This window comes from Nocardia glycosmidis (genome assembly GCF_052545115.1).
Genome location: NZ_JBQWRH010000012.1, coordinates 1 through 19039, shown reverse-complemented (window position 1 = coordinate 19039; position 19039 = coordinate 1). Strand labels below are relative to the sequence as shown.

16 protein-coding genes are annotated in these 19039 nt (G+C 63.7%); 6 read left to right on the top strand and 10 right to left on the bottom strand.

Annotated features, from left to right (window positions below; all coding sequences use genetic code 11):
* Positions 1-203: 203 nt before the first annotated feature.
* A complete protein-coding gene (locus tag ACT86A_RS16450; protein ID WP_445093014.1) occupies positions 204-653 on the top strand; it encodes a TY-Chap domain-containing protein in 450 nt (149 codons plus the stop codon).
* Between the two features lie 56 nt (positions 654-709).
* Positions 710-1444, top strand: a complete 735-nt coding sequence (locus ACT86A_RS16445; protein ID WP_445093013.1) for a DUF4191 domain-containing protein — start codon at positions 710-712, stop codon at positions 1442-1444.
* Between the two features lie 93 nt (positions 1445-1537).
* On the opposite strand, the gene ACT86A_RS16440 is transcribed toward ACT86A_RS16445, so the two are convergent.
* On the bottom strand, positions 1538-1993 hold the full coding sequence (locus ACT86A_RS16440) for an RDD family protein (protein ID WP_445093012.1): 456 nt from the start codon (positions 1991-1993) through the stop codon (positions 1538-1540).
* 252 nt (positions 1994-2245) lie between these two features.
* Between ACT86A_RS16440 and glnA the strand changes: the two genes are divergently transcribed.
* The gene (gene glnA / locus ACT86A_RS16435) at positions 2246-3682 is read left to right on the top strand and encodes a type I glutamate--ammonia ligase (RefSeq protein ID WP_445093011.1); all 1437 of its coding nucleotides are present in this window, start codon (positions 2246-2248) and stop codon (positions 3680-3682) included.
* A gap of 33 nt (positions 3683-3715) precedes the next feature.
* Here the strand turns inward: glnA and ACT86A_RS16430 are convergent, their stop codons facing one another.
* The 3 genes from ACT86A_RS16430 to ACT86A_RS16420 all read right to left on the bottom strand — a co-directional run bounded on the left by ACT86A_RS16430 (position 3716) and on the right by ACT86A_RS16420 (position 9575).
* Complete coding sequence (locus tag ACT86A_RS16430) at positions 3716-4186, bottom strand: tyrosine-type recombinase/integrase (RefSeq protein ID WP_445093010.1); 471 nt, start codon at positions 4184-4186, stop codon at positions 3716-3718.
* A gap of 204 nt (positions 4187-4390) precedes the next feature.
* A complete protein-coding gene (locus ACT86A_RS16425; protein ID WP_445093009.1) occupies positions 4391-5176 on the bottom strand; it encodes a hypothetical protein in 786 nt (261 codons plus the stop codon).
* A 2206-nt stretch (positions 5177-7382) separates the two neighbouring features.
* Positions 7383-9575, bottom strand: a complete 2193-nt coding sequence (locus tag ACT86A_RS16420; protein WP_445093008.1) for an elongation factor G-like protein EF-G2 — start codon at positions 9573-9575, stop codon at positions 7383-7385.
* A gap of 381 nt (positions 9576-9956) precedes the next feature.
* Here ACT86A_RS16420 and ACT86A_RS16415 point away from each other — a divergent pair, with 381 nt between their 5' ends.
* On the top strand, positions 9957-10736 hold the full coding sequence (locus ACT86A_RS16415; RefSeq protein WP_445093007.1) for an SDR family oxidoreductase: 780 nt from the start codon (positions 9957-9959) through the stop codon (positions 10734-10736).
* 203 nt (positions 10737-10939) lie between these two features.
* Here ACT86A_RS16415 and ACT86A_RS16410 read toward each other — a convergent pair whose 3' ends face one another.
* The 4 genes from ACT86A_RS16410 to ACT86A_RS16395 all read right to left on the bottom strand — a co-directional run bounded on the left by ACT86A_RS16410 (position 10940) and on the right by ACT86A_RS16395 (position 15600).
* Positions 10940-11737: an outer membrane protein assembly factor BamB family protein gene (locus tag ACT86A_RS16410; protein WP_445093178.1), complete on the bottom strand. Its 798-nt coding sequence runs from the start codon at positions 11735-11737 to the stop codon at positions 10940-10942.
* The gene (locus tag ACT86A_RS16405) at positions 11619-12365 is read right to left on the bottom strand and encodes a WGR domain-containing protein (RefSeq protein ID WP_445093006.1); all 747 of its coding nucleotides are present in this window, start codon (positions 12363-12365) and stop codon (positions 11619-11621) included. Before ACT86A_RS16405 ends, ACT86A_RS16410 begins: the two co-directional genes overlap by 119 nt.
* Before the next feature lie 357 nt (positions 12366-12722).
* The gene (locus tag ACT86A_RS16400; protein WP_445093005.1) at positions 12723-14201 is read right to left on the bottom strand and encodes a serine/threonine-protein kinase; all 1479 of its coding nucleotides are present in this window, start codon (positions 14199-14201) and stop codon (positions 12723-12725) included.
* A 397-nt stretch (positions 14202-14598) separates the two neighbouring features.
* A complete protein-coding gene (locus ACT86A_RS16395) occupies positions 14599-15600 on the bottom strand; it encodes a nucleoside hydrolase (RefSeq protein ID WP_445093004.1) in 1002 nt (333 codons plus the stop codon).
* Between the two features lie 92 nt (positions 15601-15692).
* Here ACT86A_RS16395 and ACT86A_RS16390 point away from each other — a divergent pair, with 92 nt between their 5' ends.
* Positions 15693-16106 (top strand): hypothetical protein, encoded by a 414-nt coding sequence (locus tag ACT86A_RS16390; RefSeq protein ID WP_445093003.1) that lies wholly within the window; start codon positions 15693-15695, stop codon positions 16104-16106.
* A 110-nt stretch (positions 16107-16216) separates the two neighbouring features.
* On the opposite strand, the gene ACT86A_RS16385 is transcribed toward ACT86A_RS16390, so the two are convergent.
* Complete coding sequence (locus ACT86A_RS16385; RefSeq protein ID WP_445093002.1) at positions 16217-17392, bottom strand: coiled-coil domain-containing protein; 1176 nt, start codon at positions 17390-17392, stop codon at positions 16217-16219.
* A gap of 188 nt (positions 17393-17580) precedes the next feature.
* On the opposite strand from ACT86A_RS16385, the gene ACT86A_RS16380 reads away from it, so the two are divergent.
* On the top strand, positions 17581-18357 hold the full coding sequence (locus ACT86A_RS16380) for a transposase family protein (RefSeq protein ID WP_445093001.1): 777 nt from the start codon (positions 17581-17583) through the stop codon (positions 18355-18357).
* 57 nt (positions 18358-18414) lie between these two features.
* Here the strand turns inward: ACT86A_RS16380 and ACT86A_RS16375 are convergent, their stop codons facing one another.
* The gene (locus tag ACT86A_RS16375; RefSeq protein ID WP_445093000.1) at positions 18415-18993 is read right to left on the bottom strand and encodes a YbaB/EbfC family nucleoid-associated protein; all 579 of its coding nucleotides are present in this window, start codon (positions 18991-18993) and stop codon (positions 18415-18417) included.
* Between the last annotated feature and the right edge of the window lie 46 nt (positions 18994-19039).

Genomic DNA, 19039 nt, shown 5'->3' with positions numbered 1-19039 from the left:
CGCCGGGCTCTGCCGGCACCGATTGTCGCCCGAGAAACCGCAGGTCCCGGCCGGATAATGGCGATGCCGCAGAGTAATTTCGGAAAGCTGTCATTTGGGATGGCTATAACATTGGTGAACTCGGCCGGGGCGCAATGCAATTCGCGTCATGTACTTTGCGGGGCAGCGTATGATCGGGCCAGTGCTGACGTCCGCGGGAAGGAATGAGCGAGCAGGTGACCGCGGACTGGGATGGGTTCGTGCAAGCGCTGGCTCGCTGTCTTTCCGAGCTGCCTTCTCGTGCCACGCTGATCATCGCCGCGCCCGGCAACCGCTTCGTCCAATTCGTCCAATACGACATCAAGTTGTCCGCTGAGCTGGCCGGTAACAACTACCTGAGTCAGCCGATACCGGACACCGCCGCGCAGGAGTTGCGCGCACTCGGCTGGCACGAGCCGCCGCCACGACACGACGCGGGAAACTGGACCAGAACCCTGTTCTGGCCGATCGCGCCGAACAGCCTGCTCGAGTTCGCCCGCTCGGTCGCCGTCGGCCTGCACGAAGCCCTCGGCGTGGCCGCCCCGGTGGAACTGCGCGCCATGGGCTGGACCGAGGCGTCCGGTGATCTGGATCTCACTGCGCTCGGGTCGATCGGCCGGCGCGGCTGGAATTGATCGACGCCGCTCGCCCAGAGCAAAGCGGCGACTACCTGGGCACTATCCTGAGAATCATGGCAGCAGGTAAGCCCACCAAGGAAGCGAAGGCCGCGGCGAAGGCGGCCCGCAAGCAGCAGTCGCGTGAACGCCGCAGGCAACTGTGGCAGGCGTTCCAGATGCAGCGCAAGGAAGACAAGCTGCTGCTGCCGCTGATGATCGGCGCGCTGGTCGGGATCACCGCCCTCGCCGTCGTGATCGGCCTGATTTTCGGGTTGACCTGGTTCCTCGTGCCGCTCGGCGTGGTGCTCGGCGCGCTGGTCGCGTTCATCATCTTCGGCCGCCGGGTGCAGAAGAGCGTCTACCGCAAGGCCGAGGGCCAGGCGGGTGCGGCGGCGTGGGTCCTGGACAACTTGCAGGGCAAGTGGCGGGTGAGCAACGGTGTCGCCGCCACCACGCAGCTGGACGCGGTGCATCGGGTGGTCGGCCTGCCCGGTGTGGTGCTGGTCGCCGAGGGCGCGCCGCAGCGGGTGAAATCACTGCTTGCCCAGGAGAAGAAGCGCACCGCACGGCTGATCGGCGACACGCCGATCTATGACGTCGTGATCGGCAACGACGAGGGCCAGGTTCCGATCAAGGACCTGCAGCGCTACCTGACCAAGCTGCCCCGCAATATCGACACCAAACGCATGGAGCTCATCGAAGGCCGCCTGTCCGCGCTCAGCGCGCGCAGCGGGCCCGCGCTGCCGAAGGGGCCGATGCCGGCCGGCGCCAAGATGCGTGGCGTGCAGCGAACCATCCGCCGCCGCTGACCGCGGCTACGTGTGGGGCCCGCGTTTCTCGACGGACGCGGGCTCTCGTGTTTCTTCGGCCCAAGCCCACCCGTCAGTCGAGGCCGGGGTGCTTCAGCGCGAATTCGCCAGCGCGGTGCCGGTTGCCCGGTCGTGCATGCCGCGACCGTCGGCGTCGGTGAACAACGCGGGCACCACGAACAGCAGCAAGACCTGCCTGGCCAGCGCACGAACGAAGCCGACCGGCACCGGCCCGTCGATGCGGACCGTCCGCAGCCGCAGGAAGTACTGCCCCGGTGTGAAGCCGAACAGTGACACCGCGGTGACGCCGATAACGAACCAGATCAGCAGGGTCAGACTCGACGCCGAACTAGTGCGCGCGAGCAGTGTCGCGATACCGAGCGCGATCAGCCAGTCCACGAACAGGGCGGCGATCCGGCGGCCCATGCCCGCCAGCGAGCCCGCACCGGTTTTCGGCAGACCGAGGAGTTCACCGGGGAACTCGGAGGTTGCGTGATCGCCGGGGTCGGCCGGCGGGCCGGAAAGCCAGGAGCCGGTGATGCGTGCCATGGAATCCAGAATAGGCTCGCGCCGTCAGCCGCCGGATGCCGCATATGCGGAGTTCAGGTCGGCGGGCACGGTGTACTGGGGCAGGACTACCATGCTGTTCGAGCCCGGGTGGTCAGCGCCACCCGTCCAGACGCACGTGTAACACTGGCGAAACACGGGCTTGACGGCAGGGAAACACGGCATCCATAGCGTCTGGTCGCGACGAACCCACGCAATCGACACTGGCTGGGAACCGATCCGTAAGGAGAACAAGTGACGTTCAGCACGGCCGACGAGGTCATCAAGTACATCGCTGATGAGGACATCGAGTATGTCGACATCCGATTCAGCGATCTTCCCGGTGTGCAGCAGCACTTCTCGATCCCGGCGAAGGCCTTCACCACCGACCTCGCCGAGGAAGGGCTAGCGTTCGACGGCTCCTCCGTCCGTGGCTTCCAGTCCATCGACGAGTCGGACATGCTGCTGCTGCCCGACTACAGCACGGCGCGGATCGACCCCTTCCGGGCCGCCAAGACGCTGAACATGAACTTCTTCGTGCACGACCCGTTCACCCGGGAGGCCTACAGCCGCGACCCGCGTAACGTCGCGCGCAAGGCGGAGGAGTACCTGCGCTCGACCGGTATCGCCGATCTCGCGTACTTCGGTCCCGAGGCGGAGTTCTACATCTTCGACTCGATCCGCTACGACTCCGGCATGAACAGCGCGTTCTACGAGATCGAGTCGGTCTCGGGTTCCTGGAACACCGGCAAGGAGTTCAACCCGGACGGCACCCGCAACCGCGGCTACAAGGTCCGCAACAAGGGCGGCTACTTCCCCGTCGCGCCGTACGACCACTACGTCGACCTGCGCGACAAGATCTCGACCAACCTGCAGAACTCCGGCTTCGAGCTGGAGCGCGGCCACCACGAGGTCGGCACCGCGGGCCAGGCCGAGATCAACTACAAGTTCAGCACCCTGCTCGCCGCGGCCGACGACCTGCAGCTGTTCAAGTACATCGTCAAGAACACCGCGTGGCAGGAGGGCAAGACCGTCACCTTCATGCCGAAGCCGCTCTTCGGTGACAACGGCTCGGGCATGCACGTGCACCAGTCGCTGTGGAAGGACGGCATTCCGCTGTTCCACGACGAGGCCGGCTACGGCGGCCTGTCGGACCTGGCGCGTCACTACATCGGCGGCATCCTGCACCACGCGCCGTCGCTGCTGGCCTTCACCAACCCGACGGTGAACTCCTACCACCGCCTGGTCCCCGGCTACGAGGCCCCGATCAACCTGGTGTACTCGCAGCGCAACCGCTCCGCCGCGGTCCGCATCCCGGTCACCGGCAACAACCCGAAGGCCAAGCGTCTCGAGTTCCGCGCGCCGGACTCCTCGGGCAACCCGTACCTGGCCTTCGCCGCCATGATGATGGCCGGCCTGGATGGCATCAAGAAGAAGATCGAGCCGTTGGCCCCGGTCGACAAGGACCTCTACGAGCTCCCGCCGGAGGAGGCCAAGAACATCCCGCAGGCCCCCACCAGCCTGGCCTCGGTCATCGACCGCCTCGAGCAGGACCACGACTACCTCACCGAAGGCAACGTCTTCACCGAGGACCTGATCGAGACCTGGATCACCCTCAAGCGCGAAAACGAGATCGCGCCGGTGAACCTGCGCCCGCACCCGTACGAGTTCGAGCTGTACTTCGACGTGTAAGCCGCCATAGCGGCCTGACCTGCGGCGGAGCATTCACGAACCGCCTTCCGTCCGCAATACGTCCGCAACAGCTGTAGCCGAGTCCACCCACTCCGCGATCACTCCACCGATTGCGGTCCGGGTGGACTCGTCTGCGTCCGGCCACAGATGCCCGTAGGTATCCAAGGTCGTCTTGGCGCTGGCATGACGCAGCCGGGCCTGCACCGTCTTGATATCGGCGCCCTTCGCGATCAGCAGCGACGCGAAGTAGTGCCGCAGATCGTGGAAGGTGAATGCCTCGGGTAACCCCGGCACGGTGCCCGCCGTCCGGAGCTCCCGGATTCGCCGTTCGATCTGCCACGGGGGAGCGGGCTTGCCTTCCCCGTTGGTGACCATGTACTCACTCGGCCATTTCTGGACCGCCGCCGACAGCAGCAAAGTCAGCTCACGCGGGATCGGAATCGGTGTCTCGCTGCACTCGGTCTTCAACGGTTCGGCCGGCCACTGACGCTTCGGGTGGACCACACCCCCGCCGCCGTCCGCCACGCAACCGCGCAGACCGGCGCAGGCTTGGCCAGCGCGGCGCGTCGGCCGACAGCGGCGCGGCTGGCGCCATAGCCGCTGATCCGAGATGGTTGATTTTCGATAACCGAGAAGTGTGGGCACGACGAGAGCCGTACCCGACCTACCTCCCGCAGCCGCCCACGAATCGGCCGGCGCCCTGCCCGGTCAACCGGCCGTGGTTCCGTCGCTTTCCCCCTGATCGGCGGTCAGCTCCCGCAGCGCGACCTGAAGATCATGGTCTTCCATTGGCCCTCCCCACTCGACAACCCTCACGTTCCCGAAGAGGTTGGCCGCATCAGGTCTCGACATCTCCGCCCGTAGCGCCTGACTCGCCCGGTTAACAACCACGAGCTGCGGAACGAGCCTCGGAGCGTGACGCGTGATCTTCAAGAACATCGAAACCGACATGGGATTGCGCAGGTACTTCGCGATAATCCCGACCGGCCGATCCGGGAAATCCACCTCGAAGTCGACATGCCCATCAGCCTCGATTTTTCGCACAGGAACGCCCGACAGACGAGCTAACGCCTCAGCTAGAGCCGCCTCGTACAGGATCGCCCTTCCTGCCGCGCTACCCCCGACGCTCGGCGCAACGATCGCAGCCGCATCCACGTAGGCCCGGGCAGCCTCCTCGTTGTCCTGGCTCTTTCCGATCCGCAACAACTGCTCACCGAGTCGACGTTGCATAAATCGCATGCCATGCTCCCCCGAGCCGAAGCTGGAGAGTGGCGTGCCCTGTATACCCATCAGCAACAGGGCAGCAGCCAGAATGAACAACGCGGCAGTCCCGGCCTGATTGTCCGATAAGAAGACGGCCACCGTACCGGAGACCGCAGTCGCCACGCCTAGGACAGCAGCGAGCCAACGTTCCCATGCTTTCAGGGGAGCCCAAGGCTCAAGGGCGTCATCCCGCTCTTCGGCGGTGTTCCGATCTTCGGAATCATCTGGCACGCAGCATTTTTACATCATGGCATCTAGTTGCGCGACCTCCGGCCGCGTGGCCCTGCTGACTGGTGGCCTGCATTGTGTTCCCGCGCCCCTCCACCCTCAAGGGCGCCTGCGGCGTCAGCTCCGCCGATGGCTATCGCCACCCTTGACCGCGGAGCCTCTACGCGAGAAAGGCAGGCCCTATGGGACAGGCGGGGAAGCCAGCCCTGACATGCGCAGACCACCACCCAGCAGGGCCAACCTGGCGATGGCTTACGGAGGCCCAAATTGTTCAGGACCTTTTTCGTAATTGAGCTGGAGCCAAACGCAGGGTCATCGCCACAGACGCGTCAAGCCATCAGGCAGAGGGAAGGCGGAATCTACGAGGAAGGCTGCCTCGCTAATCGCCAATCTAGCTTCCTCAGCTGTGACGGATGGCCTCGCAGAGTTGATGTGAGTTACCCGATTTCTGACGTTGACAAGATTGGAGCTGAACGTCGCGGATAGACTATACCCGGCGTCTTTCAAGATGGAGCCACTTTGCCCCAAGGTTCCTCGTGTAAGTCTCTGGCATAGCTCTTCGGTAAGGGTCGACGGTAGACGCTCCGCGATCAATTCCTTCACCGCAATCTCTGCGGCGCTTCCCGCGTCAATCACCGCTCGGCGGGGGTGGCCGCCTATAACGAGCGAGCGCGCGTCTCGTATCAACATCCATGGCACGGGTGGATAGACCCCCGCTTCTGCGAGCTTCAGACATTTGACTATGATGCTAAGGGTGGCCAAGTGTGGACGAACGGAATAGTGGCCGGCTCTAACTCTCGTTCGTACTGCAAATAGTACGGCCGAGTCGTCCTCGGGCAGATGCCAGAACGAGAGTTCCGATTCACGAACTCGGTCATGACCCAAGGCCGTAAGGCACTGGCCGGTGACAGTTTCAATCCATGAACTGAAGATATCCCACCAATGATCAATTGATTCCTCTATCTGTGGCGGAATAGCTCGTATCTCCGCCTCAGACGCGTGTGCCGGTACTCGCGAGGAGAAGCCTATCCTTTGTACTCGAATGTCGTGTACTGGGGATCTTGATAGCGTGCCCCAATTCTTCGTTCTATCCGTTCGATAGCCCGCAGCTTCGTGGTTTTCCATAGCGGCAATTGCAAATTGCGGCGGAAGTAGTTTCCACGAATCAATTACGTCATGCGCCGCTCCTGCACCTCCTCCGTCAAGTCCCGGCAGTACAGGAAAATGTAGAGAAACTTTGCGGTCTGCGATTACTGTTTCTATGATCGCCGAGGAGGCTTCCGCTTCACATGCAATCTCGCAATTAAGTGCATACGACCAAAATATATGATCGGACATTTAACTGAACCCCTCGGTTGATCAATTTTTTCGCCGCTGGAACCGTGGAGGTGATCATCTCACCTACCCTGAAGCGAATCCACATATTATCTACCACGGGCCACCGTCGAATCATCTACCTGGATGACATGCAGCACGGACCGCCTCAAGCCGCTGCCAACAATCCGACTGACCGACCGACCGCCCGACTGACCGACTCCACTGTCAGAAGTCCTGCCCGACCCACCGCCTGAGTGGCGAAACAGCCTAGTTGGTGACGCAGCCCGCGCCGAGCGGTGTGGAGCAGAAGGGGCGGTTCGTACAGGTGGCCAGCGGGACCAGAACGGGACCACATGATAGGAACGCAGGCGAACAAGCCCCACGTCATTGACTTGCCGCACACCCTCAAAAGGCCTCTGTGAACAGGCAATTCATCGCCCGGGCTGTTCTGGGGGTCAAGTGGTTTGGGTAGGACCGAGTGCGGTCATGGCTCGACCGTCCGCAACCCGTCCGCAGGAGGCCAGAGTGCAGCCGACAACTGCCAACGTTGCCAACGCAGAAACTCGCTGGTCAGCGCACCGTGCCGTCACTGTCAACGATCACAAACACCCAGCAGGCAATTCGAGCTGTACTTCGACGTGTAAGCCATTCCAGGCTTCTGACCTGCGGCGGAGCATCTAACCAAGGTCCTCCGTCCGCAGCAGGTTCCCGCGAGTCCATCCGTTCGGCGATCACTTCACCGATTGCCGAACGGGTGGACTCGTCTGCATCCGGGCCACAGGTGCCCATAGGTGCCGAGCGTGGTTTTCACGGTGGCGTGGCGGACGCTCGCCGGCACGGTCTTGATGTCGGCGCCCTTGGAAATGAGGGCGGTCGGGTGCGGTGCGGTCCGCTAAGCGCGCGCTTTCTCCCCGCGCCTCGCGGCCGCCAGTTGATTCGGCATCGGTTCATGGCGCGCGTACGCGCGCGTGAAATCACCGGTGCCGTGCGAGATCGACCGTAGGTCGATGGCGTAGCGACTGAGTTCCAGTTCCGGTACTTCGGCATGAATCCGGGTTCGCCCGCTGCCGTGCGGTTCGGTGCCGAGAACCCGCCCGCGCCGACTGGACAGATCGCTCAGCACCGGTCCGACGTACTCGTCGGAGACCAGCACCCAGATGTCGGCCAGCGGCTCGAGTACTCGGATTCCGGCGGCAGCCGCCGCCTCACGGAGGGCGAGCGCGCCCGCGGTCTGGAAGGCGGCATCGGAGGAGTCGACCGAGTGGGCCTTCCCGTCGAACAGGGTCACCCGGACATCGACGAGCGGATATCCGGCGGTGAGCCCACGCGACGCTTGCGAGCGCACACCCTTCTCCACCGACGGAATGAACTGGCGCGGAACAACTCCACCCACCACTTTGTCCACGAACTCGATCCCCGACCCTTCCGGCAGCGGTTCGACCTCGATCTCGCACACGGCATACTGCCCGTGCCCGCCGGACTGCTTCACATGCCTTCCGCGTCCGGTCGCCGTGCCCGCGAACGTCTCGCGCAACGCGACCGCGTGGTCTATCACGTCGACCTGCACCCCGAACCGCGTCCGCAACCGCTCCAGGGCGACATCGCGATGCGCTTCACCGAGACACCACAGCACTAGCTGATGCGTCTGCCTGTTGTGCTCGAGCCGCAGGGCCGGATCCTCGGCGGCCAACCGGGCCAGGCTCTGGGAGAGTTTGTCCTCGTCGGCCTTACTATGAGCACGAATCGCAATCGGTAGCAAGGGGTCCGGCATCGGCCATGGCTCGATCCGCAGTGGATTATCGGCGGACGACAGGGTGTCGCCGGTCTCGGCGTGACCGAGTTTGGTGACGTAGGCGATGTCGCCCGCGATGGCCTGCCCGAGCGGACGTTGCTGTTTGCCGAAGGGGGCGGAGATAGCGCCGGCGCGCTCGTCCACCTCGTGACTATCGTGACCCCGGTCCTCCAGGCCATGACCGCTGACGTGCACCGTGTCATCGGCGTGCAGCGTGCCCGAGAAAACACGGACCAAGCAGACCCGGCCGACGTACGGGTCCGACGCGGTGCGGATGACCTCGGCGGCCAACTCCCCGTTCGGGTCGCAGCGCAGCGGCTGCGGCCCGGCGCCGTTGCCGGCGCTGATGACGTGCTCGACCGGCGTCGGAAACCCGCCGGTGATGAGCTCGAGCAGTTCGACGGTGCCCAAGCCTTGCTTGGCGCCTTCGGGCGCCGGCGCGGCGAAAAGGACCGGATGGAAGCTCCCGCGTGCGACGGCTCGCTCCAGGGAGGCGACCAGTGTCGCCAGGCTGATCTCCGCGCCCTCCAGGTAGCGTTCCATCAGGCTTTCGTCTTCGCTCTCGGCGATGATGCCCTCGATGAGGCGGTTGCGTGCCTCCTCGAGCGCCGGCACCTGCTCGGGCGAGGGCTCGCCCTGAACCTCGGCGCCGGAGGAGTAGTCGCCCACGCAGTGCGGCAGCAGCTCCACCATCCCGGTGACCGGTCGGTGGCCGTCCGGATTCTTCGGGCCGTAAACCGGAAGATGAAGCGGCAGAATGCTTTCGGTTGATCCGCCGCCCAGCGCGGTTTGGCAGGCCTCGGTCATCACGTCGTACTCGTCGCGCGCCGTGTCCAGGTGGGTGATCACGATCGCGCGCGGCATCCCGACCGCGGCGCACTCCTCCCACAGCGCGCGGGTCGCCCCCGGGATTCCGGCGGCTCCCTCGGCCGCGGAGATGACGAACAGCGCCGCATCCGCTGCGCGCAGTCCGGCTCGCAGCTCGCCGACGAAGTCCGCGTACCCGGGCGTGTCCAGCAAGTTGATCTTCACTCCGGCCCACGTCACCGGCACCACGGACAGCTGCACCGAGCGGTGCTGGCGGTGTTCGATCTCGTCGTAGTCCGACAGCGACGTGCCGTCCTCGACCCGTCCGGCGCGATTCACCGCCCGCGCGGTGAGCGCCATGGCCTCCACCAGCGTGGTCTTTCCCGATCCGCTGTGCCCGACCAGGACCACGTTGCGGATCTGCTCGGGACGCTCCGCCGTCACCACGCCGTTGCCTGCGGGCGCTCCGTTGGTTTTGTCCACCATGCGTCTCGCTCCTTTGCCGACACCTGCGGTACATCCACCTTCCCACCGGGCGTCACCTCCCGTCTACGAATCGGCAGATCAGAATGCGCGCAGACGCGATCACGGTCGGTGCCGGACGCAGGTCAGCCGCCCGGGCCGGCCGGCTCAGTTGCCGGATATCCGGCCTGCCCGCAGGAGGTGGCAACGCCGAGCCAGATCGTGGCGGCGACCGAGCCCGCCCGAGGGGGTTCTGGTGAACTGGTCGACAGCGAAGGGCACGCAAGGTGCCGGTCGGCCGGGTTTGCCGGATCTTTGATGCGGTAGCCACCGAGGTATTACCGCAACCATCGGTGCGACTCGAGTGTCCGACATTGAGGGTTGCCGATGTGGAAGGAGCAACAGATGGTCGATCGCATTCTCGTCACAGGCGGAACCGGCGCGTTGGGCAGGCTGGTGGTCGGTCGGTTACGCGAACAGGGCCACGACGTTCGGGTCCTTTCCCGGCGTTCCGGGGCGGGTACACACGTCGGTGACCTGCGGACAGGTGAGGGCATATCGGAGGCTGCCGCAGGGATCGACGTGATCGTGCATGCCGCCTCCGACGTCCGACGGTGGGGTGGTCCCGATATCGCGCACACCGAGAATCTGCTTCGTGTCGCGCGGGGCGTCGAGCAGCTGCTGTACGTGTCGATCGTGGGGATCGATCGCATCCCGTTCCGGTATTACCGCAACAAGCTGGCCTGCGAGCAGAGGATCATCGACAGCGGTGTGCCGCATACGATCCTGCGGGCGACGCAGTTCCATGAGTTGCTCGGGTCCGTGTTGCAGACCGTCGAAGGGTGGCCGGTTGCGCCGTTGCCGTTGGACTTTCGCTTCCAGCCCGTCGCCGCCGCCGATGTCGCGCGAAGGATCGCCGAGCTGGTCAAGAGTGGGCCCGTGGGTCGTGCTCCTGACTTCGGCGGTCCAGAGGTTCAGACGTTGGCGCAATTGGCAGAGGTTTGGCGGGCCGCTCGGCAGCGTCCGCGACGGGTTTTCCGGATCCCGGTGCCAGGAAAGATCGGCCGCGCTTTCCGGGCCGGGGAGAACACCTGCCCCGATCACGTCCACGACGGACAAACATGGGCGCAGTTCGTCGCTTCGGATCCCGCGAACGCCTACCGGCGCACGGCTCGGCATCGATAACGCCGGGTTCGGCCGGTTGTCTCCTGAAGCTGTCGCGCCACGTTCCGTGTGCTGCCGACGGCGTCATCACCGGCTCGATCTCGAGCTGAGTCGGCGCAGAGCGCTCGAGCCGCACACGACGTTCGATAGGGCCGAACAGAGGAAGCGGGGCGAACTCCTGCCGGCCCTACCCATGCCGCCGCCACGACTCGATGCCGTCCCGGTCAGTTCAGTTGCCGGATATCGCCCCGTACCCGGTAGAAACCGCCACGCACGGACTCGGCTACCCCGTCGACCACATAGCGGGCGCCGACACGGCGAATATCCTTGGGGAACTGCACATTCCATCCGTGCTGAAATCCGGGGGAGACGACCCGAACGCGCAGGGCACCGTCGTGATCCACGCATTCCACAATGACACCGGTTCCGGCGTCGGACGTCACCTCGACACTGTTGCTGGGCAGTACGGCGGAGATCTCGGGCGCCTTCACCGACACCGTCTCGGGCAGCACACCCTGTTCCGCGTCGCGGATCGCGGCTTCGCTGACATCGAGACAGGCCAGCGTGCCGGTGGTCGTCACCAGGTAGAGCTTGTCATCGCGGTACTGCATGGAATACGCCGAGCCGCAACCGGTGGCCAGCTTCCATAGCCGGTTTCCGGCGGCATCGAAGCAGTACACCGACGAGTAGTTGTCGCCCGCGAAGACATAGCGCCCGTCGGGTGAGGTGGCGCAGGAGAACACCGCGGCGTCGCACTGGTAGGTCTGCTCGGCGCGGCCGCTCTTGGTGACCATGCGGACCTGGCGGCGGCCGGTACCGGCGTATACCGCATCGGATTCCTGCCAACCGAACAGTACGTCGCCGCCGGTATCGGTTTGCCACAACGTGTTTCCGCTGTCCAGGTCATATGTGGTTACACCGGCGGAATGTCCGTGATAGACGCCGCTTCCGTCGATGCGGACCATCCATCCGGAGTCGCCGGTGCTGCGGCGGCTCCACAGCGACTCTTCTTCGTAATCGATCACCGTGATGCCGCCTTGGCGGTCGGAGACAACCGAGAATGCCGTCGTGGATGTCCAGCCAGTAGATGTCGACATCGGCCGCGATGTCGTAGGCAGCCCGCGGCACCTTGCCGGACAGGTCGTAGACCCGGCCGTCGTCGCAACCGGCGTAGATCCAGAAGTCGTCGGCGACAATGCATTTCACCGAATCCGGCAAACGGTAGCGTCCGGTGACCGTGCCCTCTGGGCTCAGGGTGTACACGTCACCGTTCTCGTTGCCGACCCAGCAGCGACGCTCGTCGACGAAGATGCCGAAGGCGGCCGCGCCGGAGTCGAAGCTCCAGAGCGTGGGCGCGGACTTCGCGGTGGAGCGGTTGCTGCTGATCGCCCGCCGGGTCACCGGACGCCTGGCCCGCGCACCCAGCACGGCGGGCGCGTAGCCCTTGCGAACCTTCTCGCCGATCTTCTTCGCCGCGGCCGCCTGCGCCTTCTCCTCGGTGGCGAACGAACTGACCTTCGTCTGCCCATGCTCCCCGATGCGGCCGAACCGGACGCTCACCTGCGTCCCCGCGACGGCAACCTCGTAGAACTTGTGCGTGGAACCACTGTCCTCGGACAGTTCGAGATAGGTTGTTCCCCCGATTGTCATGTGCGCCTCGCTGTTTTCGTCAGATCAGAACGGGACGAAAGTTAGCAGGGGCCACTGACATTCGGTGCGTCTCGGACGGGCGAACCGGCCGCGAAGGCGCTGATGTGATCGGCAGGTTCCGCGCAGTGCACCGGATTCGACACGGATGTGACGGATTCGGCGTCAGTCCCGTGGTTCTGTTCGCACTGCGGGTTTCACCGCGGCTTGCTGTTGTCCGGCACCGTCTGCCCGCTGTCGATCAGCACCTGCCCTGCCGCCGTTTCAAGCGGACTGAGTCTTGTGTGGCAGGCCACGTCCACCCGCATCACCTCGTGGGCTCGACCGATGGTGAACGAAGGGGCGGATAGACGCCTCTTGTCATGACCGCCCCCTGGCACGCCTGTGTGCGAGCCATCGGCCGGTCGAGGGGGATATGGCGGCCGCCAGTCCCGTGAAGGCGAATATCAGGATCACGCCGAAGAACACCACGTCGGCGCGGCTGCTGTCGCCGAGGCTTGCTCCAATAGCGATCAGGGCGATCAGTGTGATGATTCCGGTGCCCAGGGCCACTGCGATGCGGCCGCCGCGCCGACGCGCGAAAAGCGCGATAGACCCACCGAGCAGCAGCAGCGACATCGCAGATGTGATCGAAATTGGGGCGAGAAACTCGAGGACGACGTCGCGCGGTGCTCGGATCTGGCTCCTGCCGCGCCTGTTTGCCATTTCGGCAACCGTTCCGACGGCGATCAAGGAGGTGAGCAGGCCGAAAGCGAATGCGACAAGGGCGGCGGTTCTGGCGATGACACCGGACGGCTGTGGCTGATCGACGACTCGAGCTATCGGCCACGGATCGGGTTCGGGGTTGTAGCGCCGGATCGGGCTCGGAGGCTGATTCGGGATCGCCGGAGCTGAAAGCGGCCACGGGGCGACCGATGTAGCGGGGTGGGCGGAACGCTGGTTAACGACGGTCGCGGCCGGAGCGGATCGCGCGACGGCGGCTTCGCCGCGTAGGGCTACGGCGGCTTCGCCGCGCAGAGCCGCCGTCGCGGCTGCCGCGAATTCGCCGCAGGTAGCGAATCGTTCGTCCCGATGCTTGGCCATCGCGCGTGCGATCACGCTGTCGAGCTGCGGTGGCAGGTCCGGGCGGGCATCGCTGAGCCGTGGGACCGGCTTGGCGAGGTGTCCGGTGACGATCTGACCGGGATTGGTCGAAGAATACGGTGGTTGCCCCGCCAGGAGTGTGAAAAGGGTGCAGCCGAGGGAATATTGATCGGCACGGTGATCGACCGGCTGGCCGGAGAGCTGCTCCGGCGAAGCGTACGCGAGTGTGGCGGTGAATGTCCCGGTGGCGGTCAGTTTGGTGTCCGCGTCCAGGAGTCGGGCAATGCCGAAATCAGTGAGAACGGCATGTCTTTCGCGTCCGGCTTGCGGCTCGGCGATCAGAATGTTGGCAGGCTTGATGTCACGATGCAGCACACCGCGGTTGTGGGCGTAGTCGAGGGCGTTCGCGGTGTCCGTGACGATCTGCATGATATGGCCCGGCTGCGCTGCGCGGGAATCGAGCCGCGCCGCGTCGGTGCCGCGAATGTACTGCATGGAGATCCACAGGTGCCCGTCCTGTGTGCCGCGATCGTAGATGCCGACGATGCCCGGATGTTCGAGGCGCGCAACAACATTGGCTTCCTGCTCGAAACGCCGCCGCAATTCCTCGTCCTCGGACACCGCGCGGTTGAGCAGTTTGAGCGCCACCAGGCGCGGTAGGCGCGGGTGCCGGGCCAGGTAAACCGTGCCCATGCCGCCTTGCCCGAGGACGCCCTCGATCAGGTAGCCGGCGAACGAATCATGCTGCCTCAGCACCCATGGCCCCTCTCTCGATCGACCCACCCGGACCGAAGGGCAGCATAACTCCGCTTCTCGACCAGCACCGGCGGAGCCCACGGCAGTGGAAGATCGCGCGCAGGACGACCGCGTTTGGGGCTAACGGGAATCCATAGAGCTGGTCCAGCTTGCGGAGAGCGTGCGCCCGCCGTTCAACCACTGGGCCCTGTCGCTGAAGGTGCTGCGGTGGCGCGGCGTCACCCACGACGGCCGCTACACCGAACAACTGACTCAAGCCTGGCGCCGATGGTTTGTCGAGACGAAGGAGTGCTCAACCCCGACACATCGGTGTATGCGTATCAGATCTGTTGCTCGTGCTCTTCCAGTTTTCGAATCTCCGCGTAGAGTGCCATCGGTCGATCTCCTTGTCGCAGGTTTATCTCTCCGAGCTACGCAAATCGGTGTAGTCGGCGGCAGGGTGGACGTCGAGCTTGGATCGAACCAACTCCAGGCGACGGACGAGCCATGCGCGCAGCCGGCTGTAGTCGACGGTCTGAGCAATGTGTACGGCATTGTCACCGGCGACGATGCGACCGGCTTCGTCCAGACCGATGGTGGCCGATATGGAGGTTAAATAGGGCATTCCGATCCCGAGTGCGAGGGTCGGTACTGCATGCAGCCCGGCGAAAGGACCGAAGTCCTCGAACCACTGATCCAGGTGATCGCGAATCAGCTCACGAGCTGGATCCTGGCCATTCCTGAGGATTTCGTACCCCAGCGAATCTTTGGACAAAGAGTTCGTCAGCTGAAAGGTTATGTCGGCCGGTATGATCCATGGCGCGGCTCCTGCCGCGAGAACCCTTCGCACCGCGTCCACATCCAGCTTGAAGTTCCGCTGCCCGCCGTCAGAAGCGAACCGCACCGCGGCCTCCTGCTGAGTGATGACAAGCCGCTCGCCAAGGGCAGGATTGTCGGCGAGAACCGCGGCTAGGTTCGACATCGGCCCGAGTCCGACCCAGCTGATCAGACCGTCATGCTCGTCGACCACGCGGCGTACTGCCGTCAGGACATCGGTCGACTGGGTGGAAATGTAGTTGGGCACTAATTCCTCTGCAGCCCAATTATTTTCATTACCTAGCTGTGCACCTGCGACGACTGGAACATCGGAGCGACCGATCAGGTCCAGCACGTATCGCGCCAACCGGGCTCGCCGACCATCGTGCTCGTCGCTGGTGACCACGAGCGATAGGCTGGGGAGCCCGGCGGCAACAATAAGTGCGATTGCATCGTCGGGTTCGCCGCCGATATCGGTATCGATGATCAACGGGACTCTGGATGGCTCCGGAAACCACTCAACGTTCGGCAATGCGTCATCGATTCCCGCTCCGGGAATGATCCTCTTTAGCGAGTTGACTGCCCCACTGGTTTCATACGCCACAGAAATATCCTTTCGATAATCGTTCCATTGGGTGAGTCCTGATATTCTCCAAACGAGCTGCCGCGTGTGCAATAGTGAATAGTATATATCCCATGATTTTCTTACCAAAAATCACGTCCAAAGTCCCGCTCCCGCCCTCTGTTTCGTTCTCGCGCAGCGCGTTCACGTGCCAAACGCTCGCGTTCTGCTCGCATCCGATTCTCGTACTCGATCGCGAGCGAATTCAGTCCCCTCTCCTGCAGCAATCGAGCGACCGGATCGTGAATGTCCCTTTCACGCGCTCGCTCTTCAGCGATTCGAGCCAGTTCCTCCTCTCGATGACGTCGATCCAATTCAAGCGCTTGGTGTTGCAAGGGGCTCAACTCATTCCTTGCGCGAAGAATGACACGCCCTTCTTTGATTCGATCAAGCTCTTGATTATTGAGCTCCAGCTCACGGGCGTCTCGATATCGTACACGGTCAGGGATCCGACGACCGTCTCGCTCCAACTCAGCGACTCGAATTAGCTGGTCACGCTCCCGTGCACGCGCCGCACGTTCACGCTTATCGAGTTCACGCTCGCGCTGTTGCTCGGCAGTCGGTTCGAGGCCCTGGCGTTCGCGTTCGATCCGAACTATTATATTTCTCTGCCTTCCAGCTCCAACAAGCGGGCATCCAGCTCCCGCACGCGCTCGGGTGCCTCGCGGCCCAACTCCGCCACACGCATCAGGCGAGCCCGGCTAGTCTCGAGAACTACACGTGCACGGTCATCGAGCTCCCTCTGACGCAACTCTTCAGCGTCGAGACCGCGCCCCTCTTCGGCCAGTGCACGCTCCCGCTCGAGTCGCGCAAGCTCGTTTCGATCGAGCAGCGCCTCTCTTTCGTCCAGCTGCCGCACGCGTTCGTCTAGTTCGTGCACACGCTTTGGGGTGTCCTGCTCGTTCGCCATGCGGTCGTAGCGATCTTGCGCGCGCTCGTCTCGAAGCCATTCTCGCTGCAAGTTGGCTCTTGCCCGGTCGTCCCATTCACGTTCTTGATGGTCGCGTGCAAATTCTTCGGGAATGCGTCCATTCCGCTCCCTCAGGTCCCGATTATGTTCGCGGACATCCAGTTTTCTCTCGAGCTCGTCGCGTGCGAGCTGACGGGCGTCGATCTGCCGGTCGAATCCATCACGTGCTATCGGGTGACGCTGTTTACGTTCCAGCTCGCGATACTCGATTGCCTCCTTGCGCTCCTGGCGATCACGAGCCGCTTCATTCCTCGCATCTTCGCGGCCGGCGAGTGTCATTTCTGCTCGTTCGCGCGGATCCCACATCGTTGGCGGCGGAATGTCCGGATTAGCACGAGGAGAAACTGCCAATTCTGGCTCTTGCGTTATACGTTGGCCGCTTACCGTCGATGAGTCGGTGCGTGCTGCAAGCCTTTCGGCAAGAACACTGTCGTCGTCAGGAGCCCATGGTAGTACGTCCTGTCCGAGACCGAAGGCCAGAGCGTCCGCTTCGCTCTTTACAACAATCGCAGCACGCCCACGCTCCAGTCTACTAAGTGTATCTCTCTCAAGGTGTTCGACGCTCATCGCATCATTCGCGTTTTGAACAATATACGCAACAGCGTGTTCGGGAGAATACGCTTTAGCCAAAATTCCCTCATCCGGCCGGTCGCCGCGGATGAAGGTGACTCGCTCGTACTCCTGGTATCCACGCTTCACATCAATGGGTATCTTCTCGCTATCACCCACCCACGCCTCATAGTGATGAGGGTTGAACCCTTCCCCGCGAATCAAATCGAGCACGTCCTGCTCGAGCTTTGCCATGTCTTTATCGATTTCCTGGCGATTGAGCTCCGCAATCTTTCGAATACGCCACCTGCCAGTGAGCCTTTTTCATCCTGCTTGATGGGTGGCCGTGAGATCTGTTGCTCTGCAGGGTAGTTCGGCTGGACGTATGGCGAAGCCCCTGGTAGATCGGTGTTTACCACAACCTCCGAACACCAAGGGCTTCGATGCTTTTCTACCGTGCCGCGCTGCCGTTGTCACGCCAGACCCTCGACTACGTCGCCGGCGTTATCCGGCGACACCGCGCCGCGATCGGGTCGGTGTGGCGGCGGCTCAACCCGGGCCGACAAGCCCTGCTCGTCCTGGCCTACCTGCGCAAGGGTGAAACCTTCGGCGACTTGGGTGCGGGTTTCGAGGTCTCCACCACGACCGCGTGGCGCTACGTCGAAGAAGCCGTCGAACTGCTGGCCGCACGATCACCGGATCTGCGAAAGGCTTTGCGGCGTGCGAAGACCGACGGGCATGCCTACCTGATCCTCGACGGCACGCTGATCCCGATCGACCGGGTGGCCGCCGACCGCCCCTACTTCTCGGGGAAACACCGCCACCACGGAATGAACGTGCAGGTCATTGCGGCTGCCGACGGTGACATCGTGTGGGTGTCGGGCGCGTTGCCCGGCAGTGTGCACGATCTGAAAGCGGCCTGGATCCGGCGGATCCTCTACGAGCTCGAGCAGGGCGGGTGGATCACCCTGGCCGACAAAGGATATCAAGGCGCAAACGCGCTGCTGACCCCGTACAAGGGCAGGAACAAGCCGGAATCGCAGAAAGTCGCCAACCGTGCTCATGCGAAGCTGCGTGGCCGCGGCGAACGAGCGAACGCCCAGCTCAAAACCTGGCGAGTACTGCGGAAACTCCGGTGCTGCCCCGATAAGGCCGGACGACTCGTCAAGGCGATCCACGTGCTACAAAACCGCGAACTTCAAGCCGCCCGACAAGGATGAAAAAGGCTCACTGGTCGTTCACAGCCTGGCCGAGGTTTTCAGCGCTTATCGAATGGATCATGGACGGTCACGCAGGTAGGAGCGGTTGCGGTAGTACTCGTCCTCGGATTCGTCATCCGGTGATTCGGGTTCGTCCTGTGCGGCGGGAGGCTCAGGAAACATCGTGCGCACCAGGTCACGGATGCTCGGGGCGCCGGGCACCAGATCGGAGAGATCGGGAATTCCACCTGCTGACGCTTGGACAGGTGCAACGGCCTGTTGGGTCGCCTCCAGTGCCAGCCGGGCGGCGGCCTGGACGGCCTCGGTGATGGAGTGGCCGAGCTTCTCCGGGGTGGAACGCTTGAACGCCTCCGGTTCGACGTGGACTTCCACCGGAACGCCTGCGGCGTTGCTGACCACGCGTATCAGGTTGTTCGAGGACCATGCCGTGACGGTGGTGGTTGCCAGCGTGGACTGTGCCTCGGCCAAATCATTGCGCTGTTGCTCGAAGACCTCCAGCAGCGAATCGATTTGGTCGCGTAACGCCTTGTTGTGTTCCTGCGTCGCGTCGCGTCCGCGGTCTTCCACCTGCAACCCCACTTCCGAGAATTCGGTCCGTCGCTGAATCTGACGCAGCAGTCCAGCGATCGGTTCCATCGAATGTCAGATTCCATCACCGGCTGTGCGGGCGCGGCAGCCACAA